Genomic DNA, 20,252 nt, shown 5'->3' with positions numbered 1-20,252 from the left:
GTCGTTGGGCCGATGGGCCTTGAGCGCATACGACGTGCCAGGGTTCAGAAGCATTCGTGGCGGCCCTGCTTGACCTGTTCGTAGAGGCCGGGAATGTTGAACGTGCCGGCCGAGACCGCGACCGCCGTCACGCGCACGTTGATCAGCGTGGCCGACGCGGCCTGCTGCCCGACGCCGTTGGGGTCGAAGAACCGGGAGTCCCTGTCGCCCGGATTGATCGGCCCCTTGGTGATCGCCCCCTGGGCGACACCGGTGTCGATCCCTTTGAAATTCGCCTGTCCGATGGACTCGGATGTCGCATTGATGAACAGGTTCGTCGCCTCGGCCGGACGCTCGTTGCCGCCGGTGAGTCTCAACGTCTGTGGACCCAGTACCGGGATGTCGACCACCACGGACTGGCACAGTCCGCTGACCGTGGCGTGTCGCGCGCCGATGACCTGGACCGGCACGGGGTTGCCCTTCTTGGCCACGTCCACCATGCCGTAGAGGCTGAAGCCGTGCATGGTCAGCGTGTCCGCGGCCACCTGGAATCGCTGGCCGGAGATGAAGAAGGACGCGGCCAGGGCTCCCTGTGCCATGGCGATGGCCAGGGTTGCGGAGGCGGCGATGCCGGGGATCAGGACGGCGGCGAAGCGCCTCCAGCAGGTTCTGCCGGCATGGTGCATGGTGCCATCTCCTCGGGTTGTGAGGTGAGCCCGCCCGTGTCAGGCAGCACAGACGACACCCCTTCCTCCCGTGCCGGATCCTAGGCTTCCGGAAGCGTCAACCGGCGGCACGCCAGGTCCGCCGTACGGGTGTTGTGACTCGTGTTGGCCCCACCGGGTGACTCGCCCTGTCGGGCCCGTCTGGTGAACAGCACCGCCGAGATCGCTGTAATGATCGTTTGCAGGCCGTGGCACCGGGACGTCAGACGGCGGTGATCACCAGGGCGGCCTGGTCGTCGAGAGTGGCATTGCCTGCGAACGCAGTGACCGCAGTGGTGATGGACTCGATGACGGCAGTGGCCGTGGGCGTCGTGGTCCGGACGGCGACGAGCGCGTCGGACAAGCGCTCCTCGCCGAAGAACTCACCGTCGGCGGAACGGGCCTCGGTGATGCCGTCGGTGACCAGGACGAGGCTGTCGCCGGGGTGCAGATCGATGTGGCACGGAGCGAAGCCGGGGTCAGGACCGATGCCCAACAGCAGGCCCGGTTGCGTGTGTTCTACGACCGTGCCGTCGGCGCGGCGCACGAGCGGCGGTACGTGTCCTGCTCGGATCAGGTCGAGCGTGAGGTGGGACGCGGTGTGCCGCAGCTCGCCGTAGACGAGCGAAACGAACTGGTCGTCCTCGGTGGTGTTCGCCGTCAACGCGCTGTTGATGGCGGTGACCACGCCCGCTGGTTCGTCGAGGAGGCGGGCGGCGGCGCGTGCGGTGTGGCGGACCATTCCGGTGGTGGTGGCTGCCAGCGCGCCACGTCCGGAGACATCGCCGATCATCAGTGCCCAGCGGCCGGCGGGCAGCGGGAAGACGTCGTAGAAGTCGCCGCCGGCCTCAAGGCCCTCACCGGCCGGATGGTACGAGGCCGCCAGGGTGGCGCCGGGAATCCTGGGCAACTCGGGAGGCAGCAGGCCTGCCTGAAGATCATGGGAAAGCCGGACGCGGTCGGTGAACTGGTGGGCGTTGTCGGCGCTCGAAGCGGCCCGGCGGGCGAGTTCCTGGGCCAGGGCGACCGTGCGTTCGTCCAGGGGCACGTCGGTGGCCAGGAGGGTCAGCGCTCCGAAGGTGCGGTCTCTGGTGGTCAGCGGCACGCACACGTACTCCCTGACGCCGAGCGGCGCGCGCAGGCCGCTCACGTGGGCGGACTCGGTGGCGCCGGAGGCGAGCACGCGGGCCACGGCGGCGTCCACCTCGTCCCACAGTGCGGGGGAGGACAGGAGCTGCTCGCCCTCCCGGCCCGACGCGGCCATGGCGATGCGCTGGGTCTGGCCGCGCTCGGACACGTGGACAGCACACAGCGGTGCCAGGGCCGGGACGGTCAGCCGGGCCATGCGCTGGAGGCTGTCCGCGTAGTGTGTCTCGCCGGCGATGGCGGTGCTGGCCTCCAACAGGAAGGCCAGATCCTCCCGGGCGGCCTTCTCGCGTTCCTGGGCGGAACGGCTCGCCTCGACCGCCGCGTGCCGTTCGATGGCCAGCGCGGCTATGCGGGCGAAGGAGGCACTGAGCGCCAGGTCCTTGTCCGTGGGAGCCTTGGGCGTGCGGTGGTACATCGCGAAGGTGCCCAGCAGCCGGCCGTCCGCGTCCTGGATGGGTGTGGACCAGCACGCCGCGACCCCGGCCCTCAGGGCCAGATCGCGGTAGTCCTTCCACAGGGGATCGGTGGCGATGTCCGTGACGATCACCGGTTCGCGCCGGAAGGCGGTCGTGCCGCACGAGCCGACGCCCTCCGCGATGGGTGCCCCGTCGACCGCCTCGTTGTAGAAGTCGGGCAGACGCGGGCCGGTGCCGTGCCGCAGGCGCTGTCCATCGGGGTCGACGAGCAGGACCGAGACCAGCATGTCCGGGGAGAGCTCCTCGATCGCGGTGGCCATGCCACGGAGGACCTCGTCCAGCGGGGCGTCACGCGCGATCTGCTCCAGCAGCACACGCTGCTCGGCGGCCAGGAGATGCGCGTGGTGGTACGCGGTGGTCTCGACCGCGATCACCACGACGCCGTCGATCCTGCCGGCCGCGTCCCGGCGGGGCTCGTAGGTGAAGTCGAAGAACCCTTCGCGCTGCCTGCCCGGCCTGCCCAGCAGAAGTCGCCCGTCCCGGGCCCGGTATGCCACGCCGGTCTGGTAGACCGCATCGAGCCGGTCGAGGACACCCTGCGGAACCAGTTCCGGAATCACCTCTCCGAACGGCTCGCCGAGGCGCCCGTGGTCGCACCCGAGGGTGTCGAAGAACGCCGAGTTCGCTGCTTCCAGGAGGTGCCTCGGGCCACTGAGCGCAGCGAAGATCACCGGAGCCTGCCCGAACAGGTCCGCGTACTCCTCGCTCCGCCGGTCGACGGAGATCGAGTGGGCCGTCGCCGCACTGCCGGGACGGAAATTTAGGGACATGACAGGCCGCCCTCTCCTGTCTCGTCCGCGCTGACCGCGCCGTCGGGATGTCTCCACTCTGACACATGTCTCCGCCGGTGCCAGATGGGAGCCAGGCCGACCACGGTGGCGCATGACGTCGGCGGTGAGTCAGCCCTGCCGGCCCGGGGACGGGGTGCAGGCCCCGGGGCTGGTTCCGCCGTGGGCATGGAGGAAGGCCAGCAGATCGCAGACGGACCGGCCGAGTACCTGGTCATGGCCCGCACCGGGGTAGGCGCGGTAGACCAGCGAGGGGGAGCCCAGGCGCCGCAGATGGGCCACGACCTCGTCGGTCCAGGCAGGTGGCACATCCTCGTCGGCACCGCCCTGGATGACGAGTGTGGGGACGGTGATCGCGGCGCGGTCCGGATCGCCGTAGGCGCCCATCCGCTCGCCGATGCGCCGTAGCTGGTCCCCTTGCAGCGGCAGCATCCGCTCGGTGTCCACCCCCTGGAGCACGGGATCGCTGTGCGTCACGCAGTCGGCGATGACCCGGGAGGCCGTGGCGGCTGCCGCGGGCCCCAGCAGCGAACGCAGATCCGCCGCAGGGCCACCGGGCTCGGTGGCGGACAGGCCGACGAGAGAGTAGAAGGCGAAGGACAGCTCGCTGGGCACATGGGAGGCTTTCACCCCCGCGAGCATGGCCTCCAGGTGGCTGGCCGGTGCGACGGCCACCGCCGCGCCGAGGCGCTGGCCCGTACGGCGCTGGGCGTGGGTGGCGAACAGCGCGGCCTGGCCCCCTTGCGAGTGCCCGACTGCGAACCACACCGGCGCCAGGCCGGGCACCAGTTGGCGAGCCGCGATGACGATGTCGGCCACCGCGTTGCCCTCGTCGGCGCCGACCAGATAGGTGTGCGGGCCCGGGGTGCCCAGTCCGGGGTAGTCCGAGGCGGTGACCGCGTACCCGGCGCGCAGAAGCGCGCGCAGTTCCTGAGCGAAGGCCTCCGAGCCCAGGTTCGCCGACTGCGAGGGTGCGCAGGCGTCGGCCACGCCGGTCGTTCCATGCGCCCAGGACACCACCGGCCAGCCTCCCTGGGGAGCGCTGCCCGACGGCAGCAGTACGGTGCCGCTGACGGCGACGTTCGCGCCGCGTGCGTTGGTGGAGTGGTACAGCACCGTCCAGCGCCGCGCGCCCTCCAGCCGCACATCGGGGCCGTGGTCCGTAGCCGCAATCAGTGTGCCCGGTTCCGCCGTCGGCAGCGGATCGGGTATGTGATAGGTGTGGTTCACCCAGGTCACGACGGACGCCAGGTGCCGGTCCCCCGCCTCGGGGGGACTCCCGGTACGGTCCGGTGGGCGGGATGCCGGACAGCCGGCCGTTGCTGCGGCGAGCGCGACCGTGACCGCTGCGGTACGCCATCGGGGGCGCCTCGGCCGGCACTGCCCTGTGTCTGCGCCTGTCCTCAGGAAGCGAAACGGACTCGGGATCCCCACGGGCGGATGCTCCCTTCCAACAGGCCTGTTGTGTCCCACTTTGGCGTCTTCATGAGTGCCAGGCATGCGGAAGTAGGCCGACCGGTCCGCCCGTCCAGGTCTGCGGCTGCACACTGCGCCATTGCGCGGCCTGGTGACGGCGAGCGAGCTGCTTGCCCCTCACGAGGTCGACCTGCATAACAACCGACCGTGTGGCACAGCGGCCGCTCGCCAAGCCCGGCTCTTACGATCAGGGCTGCGCTGCGTCGAACGGCAGAGCGCGATGGAAGACGACCATGGCCTGGCCGGGGCCGTTGTAGTCGTCGACGACCTTCGTCTCGAAGCCGAGGCTGCGATGAAATGCGATCGAGCCGGTGTTCCCGAGCGACGTGATCGCCTTCAACCGCCGCGCGCCGTGGCGATGCGCGGCGTCAGCGAACGCCGCATACAGACGCCGCCCGACACCGCTGCCGCGGGCATCGTCCCGAGTAGCTATCAGGTGTACGTAGCCGGTGCCGGTCGGGGTGACGAATCCAATGACATACCCGTGGATTCCGTCCTCGGCTCGGGCAACCAGACAGGTCTCGCCGAACTCTTGCACCAGTGCCAGAAGGTGCAGGGAACGAAGGTCTCGCTCTCCCCAGTACCGATGGTGATCAGCGAGGATCTGGTGGATGTCGGTCATCTCCGCCGAGGTGATCTGTGCGCCCATGGCAGCGATCATGGCAGACACTATGCCCGCTTGAGGAGCGGTCGTGCCGGGCCGGCCCTTGACGCAGCAAGAGCCGTACGCATGAGGCGAGTTGTGATCCGTACCTGGGTGAACGGTGCGGCGGAAACCGGCGGGGCGGCGGCCGGAGCGGGACCCAAGCAGCGATGGGGGACCCTGCACAGCTGGGCCAGCGGCGCGTGTGGACGGCCTGAACAGGTCGCGGTGACTCTTGACCTTGCCCGAGGGTGAAGGCCGACAGTGTTGCCCCGCGCGGGCTCGTTCGGAGACGGCTGTCGACGCGGCAGCCGAAGTGCTGGCGCTCGCTCGTGTGCGCACGAAGTCCCCCACGGTCCAGTTCATTTAGGCCGACCTGTTCGCATGGCAGCCGCCACGACGCTGCGACACCGTGTTCTTCGCCTCACGCGATCCTTTCAGACCGTGATCGCAAGCTTGCCCTGCACGCCGCCTGCAGCCAGCACCTCGTGCGCCTCGGGCAACTTCTCCAGCGGGAACACCTGCTGGAGGTGCACCCGAAGCCTCCCTGCCTCGACCAGCTCGGTCAGTGCCTCCAGACCGGCCGGGTCCGGCTCCACGCCGACCGCCGCGAAGCGGACGCCGTGCTGCTTCGCCAGCTTGGGCAGCGTGGTGCTGAGCCGCTCGACCGCCGTCACCAGCACACCGCCCCGCCGAAGTACGCCGAAGGAACGCTCGGCGTTCCCACCGCCCAGGGTCTCCAACACCACGTCCACCGGCGCGTCCCTGAGTACCTCGGCGTAGTCCTGGGTCCGGTAGTCGACCAGCTGGTCCGCACCCAGCCCGCGCAGGAAGTCGTGCTTGGCCGCGCTCGCCGTCCCGATCACCTCTGCGCCGAGATGCTTGGCCAGTTGGACCGCAACGTGCCCGAGCCCGCCGCCCGCACCGTGGATCAGTGCCCGTTGCCCCGGCCGCAACTGCGCGATCTCCACCAGTGCGTGCCATGCGGTCAGGCCGACCAGCGGCAGCGCCGCGGCCTCCTCGTGGCTGATCCCTGCGGGCTTGCGAGCCAACTGCCGTGCGGGGGCGACCAGATACTCGGCGTTCGCGCCGGCCGCTGCCGGGAAGTACGGCATCCCGTATACCTCGTCGCCGACCTTGAACCGGTGCACACCCGGATCGACCTGCTCCACCACCCCCGAAACGTCCCAGCCCAGGACGAATGGCGGCTCGCCCAGCAACGGGAAGGCGCCGGAACGAACGAACAGCTCCACAGGGTTGACGCTGGTCGCCCTGACTCGGACCAGCACCTGCGTCGGTCCGGGTACCGGCGTCGGCGCGTCGTCGACGAGCTCCAGCACCTCGGGGCCGCCGAAGGTCTTCTGGGTGATCGCGCGCATGGTCATGCACTCCTGTTCGGAAAGTCGTTCGGGATGTCCCCATCCTCGCCAGTGTGGTATTCGTTGAACAGAAGGCACTTCAAAGGTATATAGGTACCTCATGGGTACTACCGAGAACCTGCGCTTCTACGGAGGAGCGGACGCCTATCTGGCCGCCTGCCCCTCCCGCCAGATCCTGGACGTACTCGCCAACAAGTGGACCATGCTGGTCATGGGCGCACTGTCCGGCGGCCCTATGCGCTTCGGCGAGCTGCGGCGCCGACTGGACGGCATCACTCAGAAGATGCTCACCCAGACCCTGCGCACCCTGGAGCGGGACGGGCTCGTCACCCGCACGGTCTACCCGACCATTCCGCCAAAGGTCGAATACGCGGCCACCGACCTGGGCGAGAGTGTCACCGCGCTGATGCACGCGATCCGCGCCTGGTCCGAGGAGAACATCAATGCCGTCCTGGACGCCCGCGACGCCTACGACGCACGGGCCGTCCAGGAGGTACAGCCCGTCACACCCTGAACACTGGGCAGCGCCTGGCCGCCCTCGGCTTGGTCATCCGACGAACCTCCGGTCAACCAGCAGGCGGCGAGAAGGTCGGCAAGGATGCCCGCCGGGTCGTGCAGCACCCGGGCGCCGTCGGTGACGACACGACGCGTCCCACCATCCACGGGATCTGTCTTCGCCCAGGCCGGAGAGCCGATGCCCAGCTCGACTTCCAGGCCCGAGGCCGTGGCATAGCGCCGTTCCTTGACAGGCCCCCACGGCTGGGTGCGGATCAGCTCGCCCAGTCCGAGTTCCACGGCCCAGGCATCCTCACGGAGATAACCGGACTCGTTCGTGGTGAGCAGGACGACGTCGATGTCGGAGTCCGGTCGCACGGCGTTGCGGGCGCAAGATCCAACCAAGAGCAGGCCGACGATGTCCTCACGGCCCCTCGCCCACCGCGTGATCCGATCGATGATCTCGTTGATCTCGGTAACCCGCTCCGGCGGCAGCACGGTCGGAAGGTTCCCTGGCTGATCGTCGCGATCCACTTCGAATCTCCTCGCCGAACGGCCGGCACGGACGTCGGACAGCTTCTCAGGCCGGTGCCGAGTCGGCCACCACCCCCGAGTGCGGAGCGCTCGGGTGAGTCGAGGAAGGCCGGTTCGGCTTCGGTCGCGGTACGGCGACCGCTTCGGGCAGGGGCGTGGCACGCCGGCCTGCAGCGGGGTGAAGTCGAAGTCCCTGAGTTCGTTGTTGAGCAGGAACCCGCGGCGGACGACGTTGCCCCAGCGGTCGGAGGTCACCAGGTGCGTGGTCGACGGGCCCTCGTAGCCAGGGACACGGTGCCCCATGCGTCCAGTGCCTCCTGCCAGGTCGCCGGAGTGCCCGGAACGCCCACGGACAGACCGGAGTTGACGGCTTCGTCGAACGGAATCGCCTTGCCGGTGGACGGGTCCACGAAGGACTCGGACCACATGCGGGCGGTCCGGCCTCCCGGCCGTCGATGGTGTGGACGGTCCTGGTGCGGGCGTCGTAGTAGACGAAGTAGCCGCCCCCGCCGATGCCTGCCGAGTAGGGCTCGACGACACCGAGTGCGGCGGCGGTGGCGACGGCCGCGCCTCCCTCACACGTTAGGGAGAACATGAGAGCACGTTCCGGCCACCCGCCCGTACGACGCCGCGCAGCTGCGCGCCCACCAGGACGGCCGGAGCGGCGAGACCGCTGAATCAGTGGCGTAGCCCCAAGCGCTGTCGCCATGAGGTGCGGTCGGTGGCGGCATCGTTCGCGTCGGGGGATTGGTCAGAAGGGGCGGACTCCGTGAAGTAGGCGCTGTCCTTGGGGCGGTTTCGGTCCGTGGTCGGGCGAGGGCGCGGGGCCGGCTCCAGGTGGGGGATGTGCTTGGAGCAGTGGACGTAGGCTTCCTCGACGGTGAGGTGGACCCACAGGTGGGGTTGGCGACCGGGCGCGGTGTCGGTCGGCATGTGCGGGTACCACGCGCGTAGGTCGTGGTCGGTGTACAGCCGCACCGTGCCGTTGACGTGCAGCCCTATGTGATCGTGAGTGAAATCCATGAACAGCATGCCGAGGTGGGGGTTCTCCGTCATGTTGCCCGCACTGGCCAGGACACCGTTGCCCCGGTATTCGGGGTAGGTCAGAGTGCGGTCGTCCAGGGAGACGCAGAATCCCGGCGGCCCGGAGCGGAAGCTGGCGTCGCAGGCTCCTCGGGAGTCGGCGGTCGAGAGGAACACCATGCTCTGCCGGGCTATGAACTCCCGCATGGTGGGCGTCAGGTAGGGATGGACCTGGCGGTCGTAGAAGTCGGCCGCTCGGTCAGTGGTGCCGAGCTGCTGCTGCAGCAGTCGTTCACCGAAGGAGCCAGTCGTCTCGGGGCCGTTCACAGCTGGTCGGTCTCCTCTTCAGGCGGGGGCGGACCCAGCGGGGCCGTCCGCACGGGGCCGTCCCACGGGTCGTAGTGGATGTGATGAGCCGGGACACCGTGGCGCGTCAGGGCCTGCACGGCTTCGCCGAGCATCTGCGGTGGGCCGCACAGCATGTCATCGAGCCCGTACAGTTCGTCCGCCGTTCTGGCGCCGATGAAGAGGCTGACCTCCCGAGCGTCGCCGATGCCGTCCCGGGCCGCCTGCTCGATCAGGGCGCGCATCGGAGCCAGTCCGGTGCCGCCGGCGACGAAGAGCAGGTCCCGTCCGGCGGTCGGACGCGGCACCCTATCGCCTTCCGGCGGGCCCGGCCGGACGTGGTCTCCCGGACGGGCATGGTGCACCGGCGCGCTGCTGACCGTTCCCCCGGGCACCGCACGGACGTGGAAGGCCAGCCGGGAGTTGGGCCGTGGGGCGTGTGCGGGGGAGTAGGACGGCCACAGTCCCGGCGCCCAGGGCGTTTCGATGCTCACGTACTGGCCCTCCACGAAGGGGTACGGCAGCTGTGGCTGGACGGTGATGTCAGCGATCCCGTGTCCGCGGTGCACGTGCTCGACGATGTGCGCGTGCCACACAGCCGGTCGGCGACGCGCGTCCTCCTCGGCGGCGCGGACCATGACGTCCGCGGCAGCGGTGTAGGCACGCTGCCAAGCCGCCGCAGGCTCCGGGCTCCAGGCCGGCCCCGCGTAGTGGGAGAGGGCCTGCAGCAGGCATTCGCCGACGGCCGCGTAATGAGCGCTTTGGGTGCCGAACTTGTGGTGGCCACGCCCCAGACGGGAGCAGAACGCGACGAGGTTGCCAGGGTCGTCGACCAGTTCCACGATGCGCAGCAGGGCGCGGACCAGACGTTCCCGCTGGACGTCGAGTTCGGCCGGGAACAAGTCCCTGACCCGTGGAGAGCGCGCGAAGAGGATGTCGTAGAAGTACGCGCCAGCCCGGCGACGTGAGGTGCGACAACCTCCAGGCCGGCCCGTCCCACCGCGACGTCCTCAGCGTCCCTCACCATCGATCCCAGGTGCGACCCGCCGCCGAGGCGACACCGGCGTGAGGACCGAGCCTCACCGCGCGATGGCATCGTCCACCCACGCCGCTCGCTCGTTTCCGTGCGGAGAGGATGACACCCAGCCCGCGGGGCGTGGACGTCTGCCGCTGGGGATGGCTCCCGGCACGGACTTCACCGAGGTGCGGTTCGGGTGCGACATGCGTGATGCCAGTGCGCCGGCGAGCGCTGTACATGGAACGCACGTACCTTTCTCTCGCTCTCGCCACGTCGGCGCGCTCGGCAGGAGCAGCGCGACGTCGTCGTCGGGTGCTGGGCCCAAGCTGCCGAGAGCCCCTGCACGTGTGCGAACAGGTCCTCCGCCGACAGCCCGGCTGCCTGGGACGGGCAACCGCCGGGCGCCCGCCACCCTAGCGTTCGAGGGTGTCCGACATGCCTTCGGGGGAGCTCGTTGAAGGGCCCCACGGGGTTACCGGGCGGTAGGAGGAGGCTCGCGGTTCGCCCGGCGCGGGCGGGGCTCCGACCCACGTTCACCGGAGCCTGCCGACGCGCGGTTTCCGGGGCCGACCGCTCAGCTCACATATACGCCTTCTCGGGCCGCCGCGACTGCGGCCGCAGCGGCCCGGTCGGCGGCGGCCTGGTCGAGGGAGTCACCGCTGACCAAGAAGCGGTAGTAGAGGGGGGCGGAAACGGCGCGGATGACTTCGTGGGCGTCCGTGCCCCCGGGGACTTCTCCGCGTTCCACGGCTTGGTCGACGCATCCGGCCCACTCGTCGATGCGGGTGGCGTAGAAGCGGTGCAGCGCCTGCGCGGTGCGCTCGTCGCATGCCGCAGCGGCGATCACTGCCTTGAACACGGCGCCCTGGCGCGGGTCGGTCAGGGTCTGGACCACGAGTCGGGCGTTGGCCTTGAGGTCCTCGTCGAGGGAGCCGGTGTCCGTGCGGGGCGAGGACTGCTCGGCCATGTCGAGGAGCAGGTCGGCGATCAGGCCCGTCGTGGTGGACCACCGCCGGTAGACGGTGGTCTTGCCGACGTCTGCGCGGCGGGCGATGTCGGCGAGGTCGAGCCGGTCGAAGCCATGCTCGGCCAGGGCGTCGCCTGCTGCCCGCAGCACGGCTGCCCGTACCCGGGCGGTGCGCCCGCCGGGCCGGACCGTGCCTGGCTCTACACCTTCAGGACCTTCAGGACACATAACGGGACTCCAGTTCCATTAATCGGCCTCTCTTGTTACGCTGAGAGCCAGCCTAACGGAACTATGGGCCCGTTAAAGCCTTGCCTTCAGGAAGGGCGTCTCATGTCCGCATCCACCCAGGCCGCGCATCCGACCGCCCCTGCGCGGCCGAAGGTCCGCATGACCAGGCGGCAAAAGCTCATCCTCACCCTCCTCCTCGGCTCCCAGTTCATGATCGCCGTGGACTTCTCGATCCTGAACGTCGCTCTGCCTGTCGTCGGCAGGGGACTCGGCTTCTCCCTCGGCCATCTGCAGTGGATCGCCACCTGTTTCGCGCTCGCCGCCGCCGGATTCACCCTCCTGTTCGGCCGCGTCGCCGACCGTGTCGGCCGCAAGCGGCTGTTCCTGGGCGGCATGGCGGTCCTCGGCGCTTCCTCGCTCCTCGGCGGCCTGGCCACGTCACCCGAAGTCCTGCTCACGGCAAGGGTGTTGCAGGGCCTGGCCACCGCAGCCGTCACCCCGGCCGGGCTCGCCCTGCTCACCACCGCCTTCAAGGAAGGCCCTCTGCGCGAACGCGCCCTCGGCCTCAACGGCGCGCTGATGTCGGCCGGATTCACGGCCGGCGCGATCCTCGGCGGCCTGCTGACCGACTTGCTCTCCTGGCGCTGGGCGTTCTTCATCAACGTCCCGGTCGCCGCCCTGGTCGTCGCCCTCGCGCCGTCCGTGATCGCCGACTCGCGACCCGTCGAGCGGCCCAGGCTCGACATCCCCGGTGCGGTGACCGTCACCGGGGGACTGCTCGCCCTCGTCTACGGCCTCACCCAGGCCGGCCAGAGCGGCTGGACCACCCCCGCCACCCTGGCCGCGCTCCTCGCCGGCGCCGCTCTGCTGATCGGATTCTGGTTCGTCGAGAAGCAGGCTGCCGCGCCCCTCGTTCCGGTACGGATCCTCAAGCGCCGCAGCATCATCTGGGGCAACGCCGCCGGTCTGATCGCCTTCGTCACCGAGACCTCGCTGGTCTTCCTGCTCACGCTCTACCTGCAGAAGGTCCTCGGCTACTCCCCACTCGCCACCGGCCTGGCCTTCGGCGTCCTGGGCCTGGGCACCGTACTCGGCGGCACTCTCGGCGGCCGATCGGTCGGCAGGATCGGCAACCGGGCCACCATCCTGACCGGCGGCATCATCCAGGCCGTCGCGACGCTCACCCTGGTCGTGCTCGGCACATCCGGCAGTTGGATCTGGCTGCTGCTGTCCGCCACCTTCATCGGCGGCGTCGGCAACATGCTGATGATCGTCGGCTTCATGGTCACCGCCACCTCGGGCCTGCCCGATGAGGAACAGGGCCTGGCCACCGGCCTGGCGACCATGACCCAGCAGGTCGGCATCACCATGGGCATCCCGATCATGAGCGCCGTCGCCACCGCCCGGATGACCGCGCTCGGCGACGCCGGCCCGAGCGGAGTCCTGTCCGGTGTATCCCTTGCGATCCTCGTCAACGCAGCGCTCGTCCTGGCCGGTTCGCTGCTCGCCGCCGCATCCCTGCGCCCCCGCAGCAACCGGTGAGGGAACGCGGCCCCGTCCCACGGCGGGGCCGCCCCTCTCTCCTCCTCGAAGGAGTCGCTGTGACCGCCGACGTCCCCCGGCACCCGGCCACCATCCCCGGGCCTGAACACCAGATCGCCGTACGCGCCTTACCGCGGCCGTGACCAGCACCGCAAACAGCACTCCGACTCCAACGGCCCGCCGAGGGCCGTCAGTTCGTCGGTGAGGGCTGCGGGGTGATGGCGTCAGGTCCACCGGGCAGCCGCGGAGCTCCAGTCAGCCCACGGGTGTTGTCCGGGCCGGCCACTTCACCGTCATGACCCGTGGGTTGCCGTTCGGCTGGAGCCTGAGGATGGGCATGGCCTTGTCGACCGGATTGCTGCCGGTGTGGCTGGTCTGGTAGTTCGCGGTGAACTGGATGGGCCCGCCGGCACCGAGTACCTTGTGGACGCCTTGGAGCGCACCCAGTTCGTTGGCCACCGCGTCCGGGCGGGGCTGGCGTTGCTCGGCCAGGCGGATCGCAGTGATGGCGGTGAGCGTGGCGTCGTAGGCCATCATCGTGTTGCCGTCGCCGAGGTCGGCGGTGGATGTCGCGTGGAACAGCGGCCGGTACTGCTTGACGAACGTGTCGTAGCCGCGTGCGCCGTCCGCCTCGGCCTGCCTGGCGGACGCATCGTGTGCGGCGGTCCACTCGTCGGGGTGGGCGACGCCCGCGTAGTCCACGGTCACATGGCCCTTCAGGTCCTGGCGCAACTGCGCGGTGTTCGGCAGGTTCGTCACATCGTCGCCGCTGACGATCCGGATCGGCTTGTCCATGCAGGTGTTGGACAAGGCGTGCAGGAGCACGCCCAGGTCCTGCCCGCGCCCGGCGAAGAGCACCACGGCCGGCTGCTGGGTGCAGATGTCGCCGGTCATCTGGCTGATCCGGGTCTCGACCTCGGCCTCCTGCTGGGCGTGGGCCGCCTTGTCGGTGGCGTTGTCGCGGCCGGAGGTGTCGTACGGTTCCACGCCCACGATCCGGTGGCCGGGGAACGCGTCGAACTTCTTGAAGCCGCTCACCAGCGTGGCGTCGTAGGAGTCCCCGGCGTTGCCGTCCTCGACCAGGATCGCCCGGGTGAAGTCGCCCCGGACGTAGGACAGTGCGGCGGACATGTTGTCCTGGTTGCTGGGGGAGACCCGGACGAAGTTCTTGATGTTGTCGTAGGTGTCGGAGGTGATGGTCGCCCCGAACACCGGGATGCTGTGCGCGGTCAGGTCGCTCACGGCCTGCTGGGTGGTGCGCAGGCTCAGGCCCAGGCCGGTCACGGCCGCTATGTGCTGGCCGGTGGCGTGCTCAATGACGGGCGCCGCGGTCTGCCACTGGTTGGCCTGGTAGCCGTCGTTGCCGATGAGCAGCTGGATGTACGGGGCGATGCCCTCGACGTTGCTGCGGTTGGCGTAGTGCTGGGCGGTGTAGGCGCCCCTGACCTGCTCGACGGCGTTCGCCATCGACAGAATGCTGCCCTTGTCCGCGGAGATCGGCAGCAGCAGCACCACGCTCACGTAGTCGTCCGGGTGCTGCGCGACGACCTGGCGGTTCTCGGCGCGGACGGCCTGCTCGACAGCGGCGAGCTGGGGGGCGTAGACGAAGGAGCCGTCGGTGAAGCCGATGCATTCGTGGTTGGCGCCCTGGTGGACGACATCGGTGGCGCCCTCGCGCATGCACGGCGAGGGGCCGCTGCTGCGCAGGGCGATGGGGACGATGACGGCGGCGGCCACCACGGCCACCGCCGCGAAGGCGGCGAGGATCTTGTAGGCCCTCTTCCTGCGAGGCAGCTGGTTGTCCCACCACACCCGCACCTCGTGCGCGACGTTCGGCACAGTCCGCTCAGCCCTTCCACTCGTTCTCGATGCGGCGGTACTTCCCGGCCTCCGTGAACAGCACCTCGTTGTCGGGGACGTACTCCGCCAGCCGCTCGTACTCGTTGGCGATCGACTGGGCCAGCCGTCGCGCCGGGTCGAAGTAGCGGTCGTGGAACAGCCAGCGGGAGATGGCCAGTCGGGTGAGGGACTGCCGGCGGTCGCCGGACTCGGCCACGCCGGCGAGCGTGGTGACGAAGGAGCGTGGGTCGCCCGTCGTCCGTACCCGGTTGGGGGCCTCGGTCACCGCGCCGAGGACGGTCAGCCAGTCCTCGGTGGCCGCGGCGCGGTCCAGTTCCCGTTCCAGGTGGCCGATGACGGTGGTCATCGGCTCGCGGTGCGAGGGCTCGACCAGGGCGAGGGTGTGGTGGTGGCGCAGGGACGCGTCCTGGGGGCGGGAGTAGTGCGCCGCGTAGGCGGTGTGCGTGTCGCGCCACACCTCGGGCTTGCGGGCCAGCCAGCGCCGCAGCAGCAGCGCGATCAGGGGGTGCAGGCGCCCGGCCGCCCCGTCGGGCGTCTCGTCCAGCCACAGGCCCGAGGTGAGGCGGAGCTGGGCGGTGTTGGCGTTGGCGGTCCAGCCCAGGAAGTGGAAGACGGCGGTGCAGGCGCCGCGGCGCAGGCCGGGCGTAGCGGCGAGGACCGCCATCGCGTCCAGGTCCGGGTTCGCCTCGGGATCGATCCGGCCGTCCGGGAGGACGGCGAGGTTCTGGGGGAGGGTGCGTTTGAGCAGGTAGTCCTCGACGGTGGTGTCGGTGCCGTCGTCGGGCGGCCAGCGGGGAGGCCAGTTGTGCCGGGGCGGCAGCGGCTGGGTCAGCATGGTGCGCGGACCGTAGGCGGCGGAAGCGTCCCGGAGCAGGTCGGCGAGTCGGTCCACGGCCTCCGGGTGCCCGCCGGTCAGGTCATGCAGGAAGTCCGCGTCCCGGTAGTCCGAGCCGAGCACGCTGCTGGAGCACATCGGGACGACGTCGTCACTCTTGGCGAGGTCGGTGAGCCGGACCGGTATCCACCAGCGCGGCGGAGTGTTCTCCCCGCGGTCGAGGAACAGCTGCCGCGCGTCATCGGACGCGACCGGCACGCCCATCCGCGCGGCGTGCACCGGGCTGTGCCGGACCGCCACGACCAGTACGGGATCGGGCTCGGCCCGCTCGCTGTGGCTCTCGCGGCGGCACTCGGTGAGCAGGTCGAGGAAGAGGTCACCCTTGACGCTGTCGGCATTGTCCAGCAGCAGGAGCGCATTGCGCAGCCGCTCATGGCGCTGGAAAGCCGCCCGCGTGTCGGCCAGCAGCGCAGCGCACAGCATCTTCCCCACGGAGCGGGCCGAGCTGTCGGTGTGCTGCTGGTGCAGCCGCCGCTGCTCCCACAGCCGGTCGAATCCGCTGCTGCCGTCGGGTGGGCCGTAATCCGCGAGCCATCGCAGCCCGTCCTTGTTCCTGCGCCGGCTGACGGCGGAATGCAACGCCCCCAGCAGCTCGGCCAGCGTCTCGGTGAACACCTGCTGGTCCGGCGGCAGCATGGGCGCTGCCCGGTGCGCCCAGTCCCGCAGCGCCGTACGCACGGCGGCGTCCTGCGGCCTTGCCTGCAAGTACGTTTCGAAGCCCTCGCGGCCACTGCCGTCGTCGTCAAAGCTCAGCGCCTTGAAGATCAGGCTGGTCCGCGGAAAGTCCATCCTGGGGATTCCGCTGATCCGGCGGCGCCACCCCTGGACGGCCGCCAGGACGATGTCCTCGACGCTCTGTGCGTCCGCGACGTCGAGCCGGACGCTCAGGCTCTTCTCGAAGAACTCCGTCCACAGCTTGTCCAGCACGGTCGTCCCGCCGCCGCCCAGCGGCCCGGCCAGCACCACCACCGGCAGTGGTCCGCGCGGCACCTCGCCCCTGTCCAACTCATCCCGCACCAGCCCCACGACCTGCTCCCGGCCGCGTGTCACGGCCTTACGGGTCCAGCCGTGTACGACGCCATCGGTCACCGCTCCCTGTCCCCCTACCGGCTCGCGGATGCACCTGTCACTCAAGGGTCTTTCCCCTCGTACGCCTCCCTGGCACACCGCCGGACCGCGATATTAGACCGGGAGATGCGGGACCGGTCCCGGAAACAGCGGATTTGGAAACTTTCGGGGGATGGGACATTCGTGCCGTGCGCGGTGGGCCAGACAGCGCAAGGACGCAGGAAGAGTGCGTACGGACCAGAGCGCGGGCGGCCGGCGCGCCGGGCATTCGGTGGGTCGTCAACTGGCTGTGGAGGGAGGTCGGTTGGTGGGAAGCGTGGGTAGACCGGGAGTCGAACCGGGAACTGGGTGGGCGGGCGCGGTACTCGCTGTTCGGCGCTGTCGGATGCGGCCGGGCGGCGGCCTTCCAACCTCGACGTAACGCTGGCTCTGGCGGAAGCCTTGGGCGCAGACGTGGACGTCTGTCGTGCGCGCTGGGAGGAATTCGATGCGCGCCTGCGGGCAAGGCCCCCAGAAATGGTCGCGGCCGCGGACGAACTGCAGGATGGTGCCTGCCCAGGCTGCTTTGCGCCCTGGGCCAAACGGAGGTGCCTCTTGAGCTTCTCCATCAGCAGGTGGGGGAGGCGGCGGCCGTCGTCGCGCACACAGGTGCCATGGCTTGCCGCCAACTGCGCTACGCGTGATCCGCGGGCGTTCGTTGAGCTGCGCGGTATCCGATGCGTCGAGCACGTGCACCACGCGGCAGTGTCGGGGAACCACCGGGCAATGGCCTCGTCGGCCCCTGCCCGGCGCCGGGCTCCCGGCGCGGGCAAGGTGTCCCTGCCGATTCACTGATTCAGCAGCCGGAGTCGGCGATGACGAAGTAGCCGGGGGAGGTTTCCTTCAGTGTGTGGGTGACGGCGACGTTGTACAGGCCCATGTTCTGGTCGGAGCCGTTGGCGTAGGTGTAGCCGCCGCTCTGGTGGGCGCGTCCGGCCTGAACCTGGTTGTAGTTGTTGTCGGTGTAGCACTGAGGCGCGGAGCCGGTCGTCGTCGCCGTGACCGACGTGGACGATGCGCCGACGGCGCCGGAGGAGTCGACCGCGGCGACGGTGTAGCTGTAGGAGGTTCCTGCGGACAGGCCGCTGTCGGTGTACGTGGTGCCCGTCGCGGAAGCGACCTTCGTTCCGTCGCGGTAGATGCTGTACGAGGCGGCGCCACTGACGGAGTTCCAGGACAGTGTGGCGCTGGTGTCGGTGGTGCCGGTCACCGTGAGGCCGGACGGGGCGGGCAGCGAACCGGTTCCGCCCTGGCCGCCGCTGCCGTCCAGGCCCCAGAACTTCGCGGTGTAGTAGCTGGAGCAGATGTAGTTGAGGTAGTAGGTCCCGGTGCTGCCGCACTGGTCCGCGCCGGAACCGGGGTTGACCGCGAGGCCGTGCGCCATGCCGGAGACCGAGAACAGGGCGACGGCGGGCTTGCCGGCGGAGTCGTTGTAGATGCTCTCGGTGGTGCCACCGGTCAGGCTCTGGGTGCTGGAGGCCGTCTGGCCGATGCCCCAGACGTCGGTCCACTGGTCGCGCAGCTCGGTGCCGTTGACCGGGGCCACGGTGGTGTCGGACGTGCCCTGCCAGATGGCGACCCTCGGCCACGGGCCCGAGTACCCGGGATCGGAGTTGCGGACCTTGTCACCCCACTGCGCCAGGGTGAGGTTCTGGCTGCTGTACTGGCAACCGGAGGCGGCGCTCTGGGTGGTGGCGCACTGCGCGGGGAGGCCGGAGTCGACGGAGCCGCCGGCGAAGACGTCCGGGTAGTCGGCGAGGAGGTCCGCGGTCATGCCGCCGCCGGCGGAGAGGCCGGTGACGAAGATGCGGCTGCGGTCCGAGCCGTACTGCGCCACGGCGGTGTCGACCATCTGCATGACGGAGGCTGCCTCGCCCTTGCCCCGGGTGTCCTTGGTGGAATCGAACCAGCTGAAGCAGGACAGGCTGTTGTTGGCAGAGCTGGTCTGCGGGTAGACGACGGCGAAGCCCCACTGGTCGGCGAACTTCTGCCAGCCGGAGTGCGTGTGGTAGTCGCTCGCCGACTGGGTGCACCCGTGCAGCGCCACGACCAGCGGTGCGTCGGTGGGGAGGTTGGCCGGTGCGTATTCGTACATCGCCAGGTTGCCGGGGTTCGAGCCGAAGTTGGCGACCTGCTGGAGGGTGCCTGCGGCTTCGGCGGTCGGAGCGAGGGGGGAGACGGCGGTCAGGCCCGCGGCGAACGCGCCCAGTGCGGCTGCCAGTGCGGTGCGCCGGAAGATTCTGCGCCAGGTGGGGTGAAGCATAGGTGCGGCTCCGATGTGTGTGGGGAGACAGCATGGGCGGGCGCGGCACGGTGTCCGGAGGTCCTGCTTCTTCGGTCTGTCCCGTGCCGGTCCCTTTGGCCGGGCGCCACGCGCAGCCGCGCCCGGCTCGGTGGCGTGCCGGCTTGCTGGAAGCGGACGGTACGACCGGTCGGCTCGTCCGTGACATGTGGGGGGCAGCCAGGAATGCAACGGCCGACGTGGTCCGCGCGACCATGGTGTCGACGGTGACGCTGTGACACGGGCGGGCCGCGCGGGCGGGCGCACCCTCGTATCGGGTTCTTCGGGCACGCTGGGCCGAGGGGAGCGGGTGTCGGCCGCCTGGACATGGTGACGGAAACCATGTGGAATTCAAGAAATGTGTAGGTGACCCACGTGTCTCACCTCATGGTTCCTACCTACCGTGTTCGGCCATGGACAGCGCCAAGAGCTCCCTGGAGGGCTCGCCCCAGCATCCCGGGCCCGGTCACACCACCGCGTCCGATCCGGCCGGGACCCGATTCCTCACCGGGCACAAAGCCCTGGTCACCGGTGCGGCCAGCGGGATAGGCCGGGCCTGCGCCGAGGCCTTCGCCGCGGCCGGTGCCGAGGTCTACGTGGTCGACCGGGCCGCCGAGGCCGCCAAGGAGGTGGCCGAGGCGATCGGGGGCATCGCCGTCGTGGCCGACCTCTCCGAGGCCGACGTCGTGGACGCGTTGCCGGACGACGCCGACATCGTGGTCAACAACGCCGGCCTGCAGCACATTGCACCCGTGCACGAGTTCCCCCCGGAACGCTTCACACTGATCCAGAGGGTGATGGTCGAGGCACCGTTCCGGATCCTGCGCCGCACCCTGCCTCACATGTACGCACAGGGGTGGGGCAGGGTCGTCAACATCTCCTCGGTGCACGGCCTGAGGGCCAGCGCCTACAAATCGGCGTACGTCACGGCGAAGCACGCCCTGGAGGGCCTGAGCAAGGTGGTCGCCCTGGAGGGCGCCGCGCACGGTGTGACCAGCAACTGCATCAACCCCGGCTACGTCCGCACACCGCTGGTGGAGGAGCAGATCGCCAACCAGGCGCTGGCCCACGGCATCCCGGCGGCGGATGTGATGGACCAGGTGTTCCTGGAACGCACCGCGATCAAGCGCCTGATCGAGCCGGCCGAGGTGGCCGAGGCGGCCCTGTGGCTGTGCACCGGTCAGAGCAGTTACATCACCGGCAGCTCCATCCCCCTGGACGGCGGCTGGACGGCCCACTGACGGGCCGTCACCCACCGGCCGGCGTCCTGTCGGTCTCACCAACGAACTCCCCCGGCCCCCTCCGTTCGTCCCCCAGCGTCGGCCGGCCCGGCGGTTTCCGCTCCCCTCTCACTCCGAAACGG

At 69.9% G+C, this 20,252-nt stretch carries 15 protein-coding genes and 1 pseudogene; 3 read left to right on the top strand and 13 right to left on the bottom strand.

Features of this window, described 5'->3' with window-relative positions:
• Nucleotides 1-44: 44 nt before the first annotated feature.
• The 5 genes from ACWC2T_RS38890 to ACWC2T_RS38870 all read right to left on the bottom strand — a co-directional run bounded on the left by ACWC2T_RS38890 (nucleotide 45) and on the right by ACWC2T_RS38870 (nucleotide 6,594).
• Nucleotides 45-665 (bottom strand): DUF6230 family protein, encoded by a 621-nt coding sequence (locus tag ACWC2T_RS38890; RefSeq protein ID WP_450675045.1) that lies wholly within the window; start codon nucleotides 663-665, stop codon nucleotides 45-47.
• Between the two features lie 241 nt (nucleotides 666-906).
• Nucleotides 907-3,078: a SpoIIE family protein phosphatase gene (locus ACWC2T_RS38885; protein WP_450675044.1), complete on the bottom strand. Its 2,172-nt coding sequence runs from the start codon at nucleotides 3,076-3,078 to the stop codon at nucleotides 907-909.
• 129 nt (nucleotides 3,079-3,207) lie between these two features.
• Nucleotides 3,208-4,335: an alpha/beta hydrolase family protein gene (locus tag ACWC2T_RS38880; RefSeq protein ID WP_450675043.1), complete on the bottom strand. Its 1,128-nt coding sequence runs from the start codon at nucleotides 4,333-4,335 to the stop codon at nucleotides 3,208-3,210.
• Between the two features lie 424 nt (nucleotides 4,336-4,759).
• A complete protein-coding gene (locus tag ACWC2T_RS38875; RefSeq protein WP_450675042.1) occupies nucleotides 4,760-5,233 on the bottom strand; it encodes an N-acetyltransferase family protein in 474 nt (157 codons plus the stop codon).
• A gap of 419 nt (nucleotides 5,234-5,652) precedes the next feature.
• Nucleotides 5,653-6,594, bottom strand: coding sequence for an NADP-dependent oxidoreductase (locus tag ACWC2T_RS38870; protein WP_450675041.1), 942 nt, complete (start codon nucleotides 6,592-6,594; stop codon nucleotides 5,653-5,655).
• Between the two features lie 100 nt (nucleotides 6,595-6,694).
• Between ACWC2T_RS38870 and ACWC2T_RS38865 the strand changes: the two genes are divergently transcribed.
• The gene (locus tag ACWC2T_RS38865; RefSeq protein ID WP_450675040.1) at nucleotides 6,695-7,108 is read left to right on the top strand and encodes a winged helix-turn-helix transcriptional regulator; all 414 of its coding nucleotides are present in this window, start codon (nucleotides 6,695-6,697) and stop codon (nucleotides 7,106-7,108) included.
• Here ACWC2T_RS38865 and ACWC2T_RS38860 read toward each other — a convergent pair.
• The 5 genes and pseudogenes from ACWC2T_RS38860 to ACWC2T_RS38840 form a co-directional block, all read right to left on the bottom strand.
• Nucleotides 7,063-7,587, bottom strand: coding sequence for a nucleotidyltransferase domain-containing protein (locus ACWC2T_RS38860; RefSeq protein ID WP_450675039.1), 525 nt, complete (start codon nucleotides 7,585-7,587; stop codon nucleotides 7,063-7,065). The genes ACWC2T_RS38865 and ACWC2T_RS38860 overlap by 46 nt on opposite strands.
• A 317-nt stretch (nucleotides 7,588-7,904) precedes the next feature.
• Nucleotides 7,905-8,191 (bottom strand): annotated as a pseudogene (locus tag ACWC2T_RS38855) (gamma-glutamyltransferase); the annotation flags it as partial.
• A gap of 110 nt (nucleotides 8,192-8,301) precedes the next feature.
• Entirely contained in the window at nucleotides 8,302-8,973 is a 672-nt protein-coding gene (locus ACWC2T_RS38850; RefSeq protein WP_450675038.1) for a pyridoxamine 5'-phosphate oxidase family protein, read from the bottom strand.
• A complete protein-coding gene (locus ACWC2T_RS38845; protein ID WP_450675037.1) occupies nucleotides 8,970-9,893 on the bottom strand; it encodes a globin domain-containing protein in 924 nt (307 codons plus the stop codon). Before ACWC2T_RS38845 ends, ACWC2T_RS38850 begins: the two co-directional genes overlap by 4 nt.
• 690 nt (nucleotides 9,894-10,583) lie before the next feature.
• On the bottom strand, nucleotides 10,584-11,204 hold the full coding sequence (locus tag ACWC2T_RS38840; protein ID WP_450675036.1) for a TetR/AcrR family transcriptional regulator: 621 nt from the start codon (nucleotides 11,202-11,204) through the stop codon (nucleotides 10,584-10,586).
• 159 nt (nucleotides 11,205-11,363) lie between these two features.
• Between ACWC2T_RS38840 and ACWC2T_RS38835 the strand changes: the two genes are divergently transcribed.
• Nucleotides 11,364-12,746 (top strand): MFS transporter, encoded by a 1,383-nt coding sequence (locus ACWC2T_RS38835; RefSeq protein WP_450675055.1) that lies wholly within the window; start codon nucleotides 11,364-11,366, stop codon nucleotides 12,744-12,746.
• Nucleotides 12,747-13,001: 255 nt separating this feature from the next.
• Here the strand turns inward: ACWC2T_RS38835 and ACWC2T_RS38830 are convergent, their stop codons facing one another.
• From ACWC2T_RS38830 to ACWC2T_RS38820, 3 genes are all read right to left on the bottom strand, one after another.
• Nucleotides 13,002-14,585: an ABC transporter substrate-binding protein gene (locus tag ACWC2T_RS38830; RefSeq protein WP_450675035.1), complete on the bottom strand. Its 1,584-nt coding sequence runs from the start codon at nucleotides 14,583-14,585 to the stop codon at nucleotides 13,002-13,004.
• A gap of 7 nt (nucleotides 14,586-14,592) precedes the next feature.
• Complete coding sequence (locus ACWC2T_RS38825) at nucleotides 14,593-16,590, bottom strand: ATP-binding protein (protein ID WP_450675034.1); 1,998 nt, start codon at nucleotides 16,588-16,590, stop codon at nucleotides 14,593-14,595.
• An 814-nt stretch (nucleotides 16,591-17,404) separates the two neighbouring features.
• Entirely contained in the window at nucleotides 17,405-18,871 is a 1,467-nt protein-coding gene (locus ACWC2T_RS38820; RefSeq protein ID WP_450675033.1) for an extracellular catalytic domain type 1 short-chain-length polyhydroxyalkanoate depolymerase, read from the bottom strand.
• Nucleotides 18,872-19,302: 431 nt separating this feature from the next.
• Here ACWC2T_RS38820 and ACWC2T_RS38815 point away from each other — a divergent pair, with 431 nt between their 5' ends.
• A complete protein-coding gene (locus ACWC2T_RS38815; protein WP_450675032.1) occupies nucleotides 19,303-20,130 on the top strand; it encodes a 3-hydroxybutyrate dehydrogenase in 828 nt (275 codons plus the stop codon).
• Nucleotides 20,131-20,252: the final 122 nt, after the last annotated feature.

It is taken from the genome of Streptomyces sp. NPDC001393, assembly GCF_053597455.1.
Note: the sequence above shows the minus strand (reverse complement) of the source record. Positions and strands in the feature narration are given on the sequence as shown.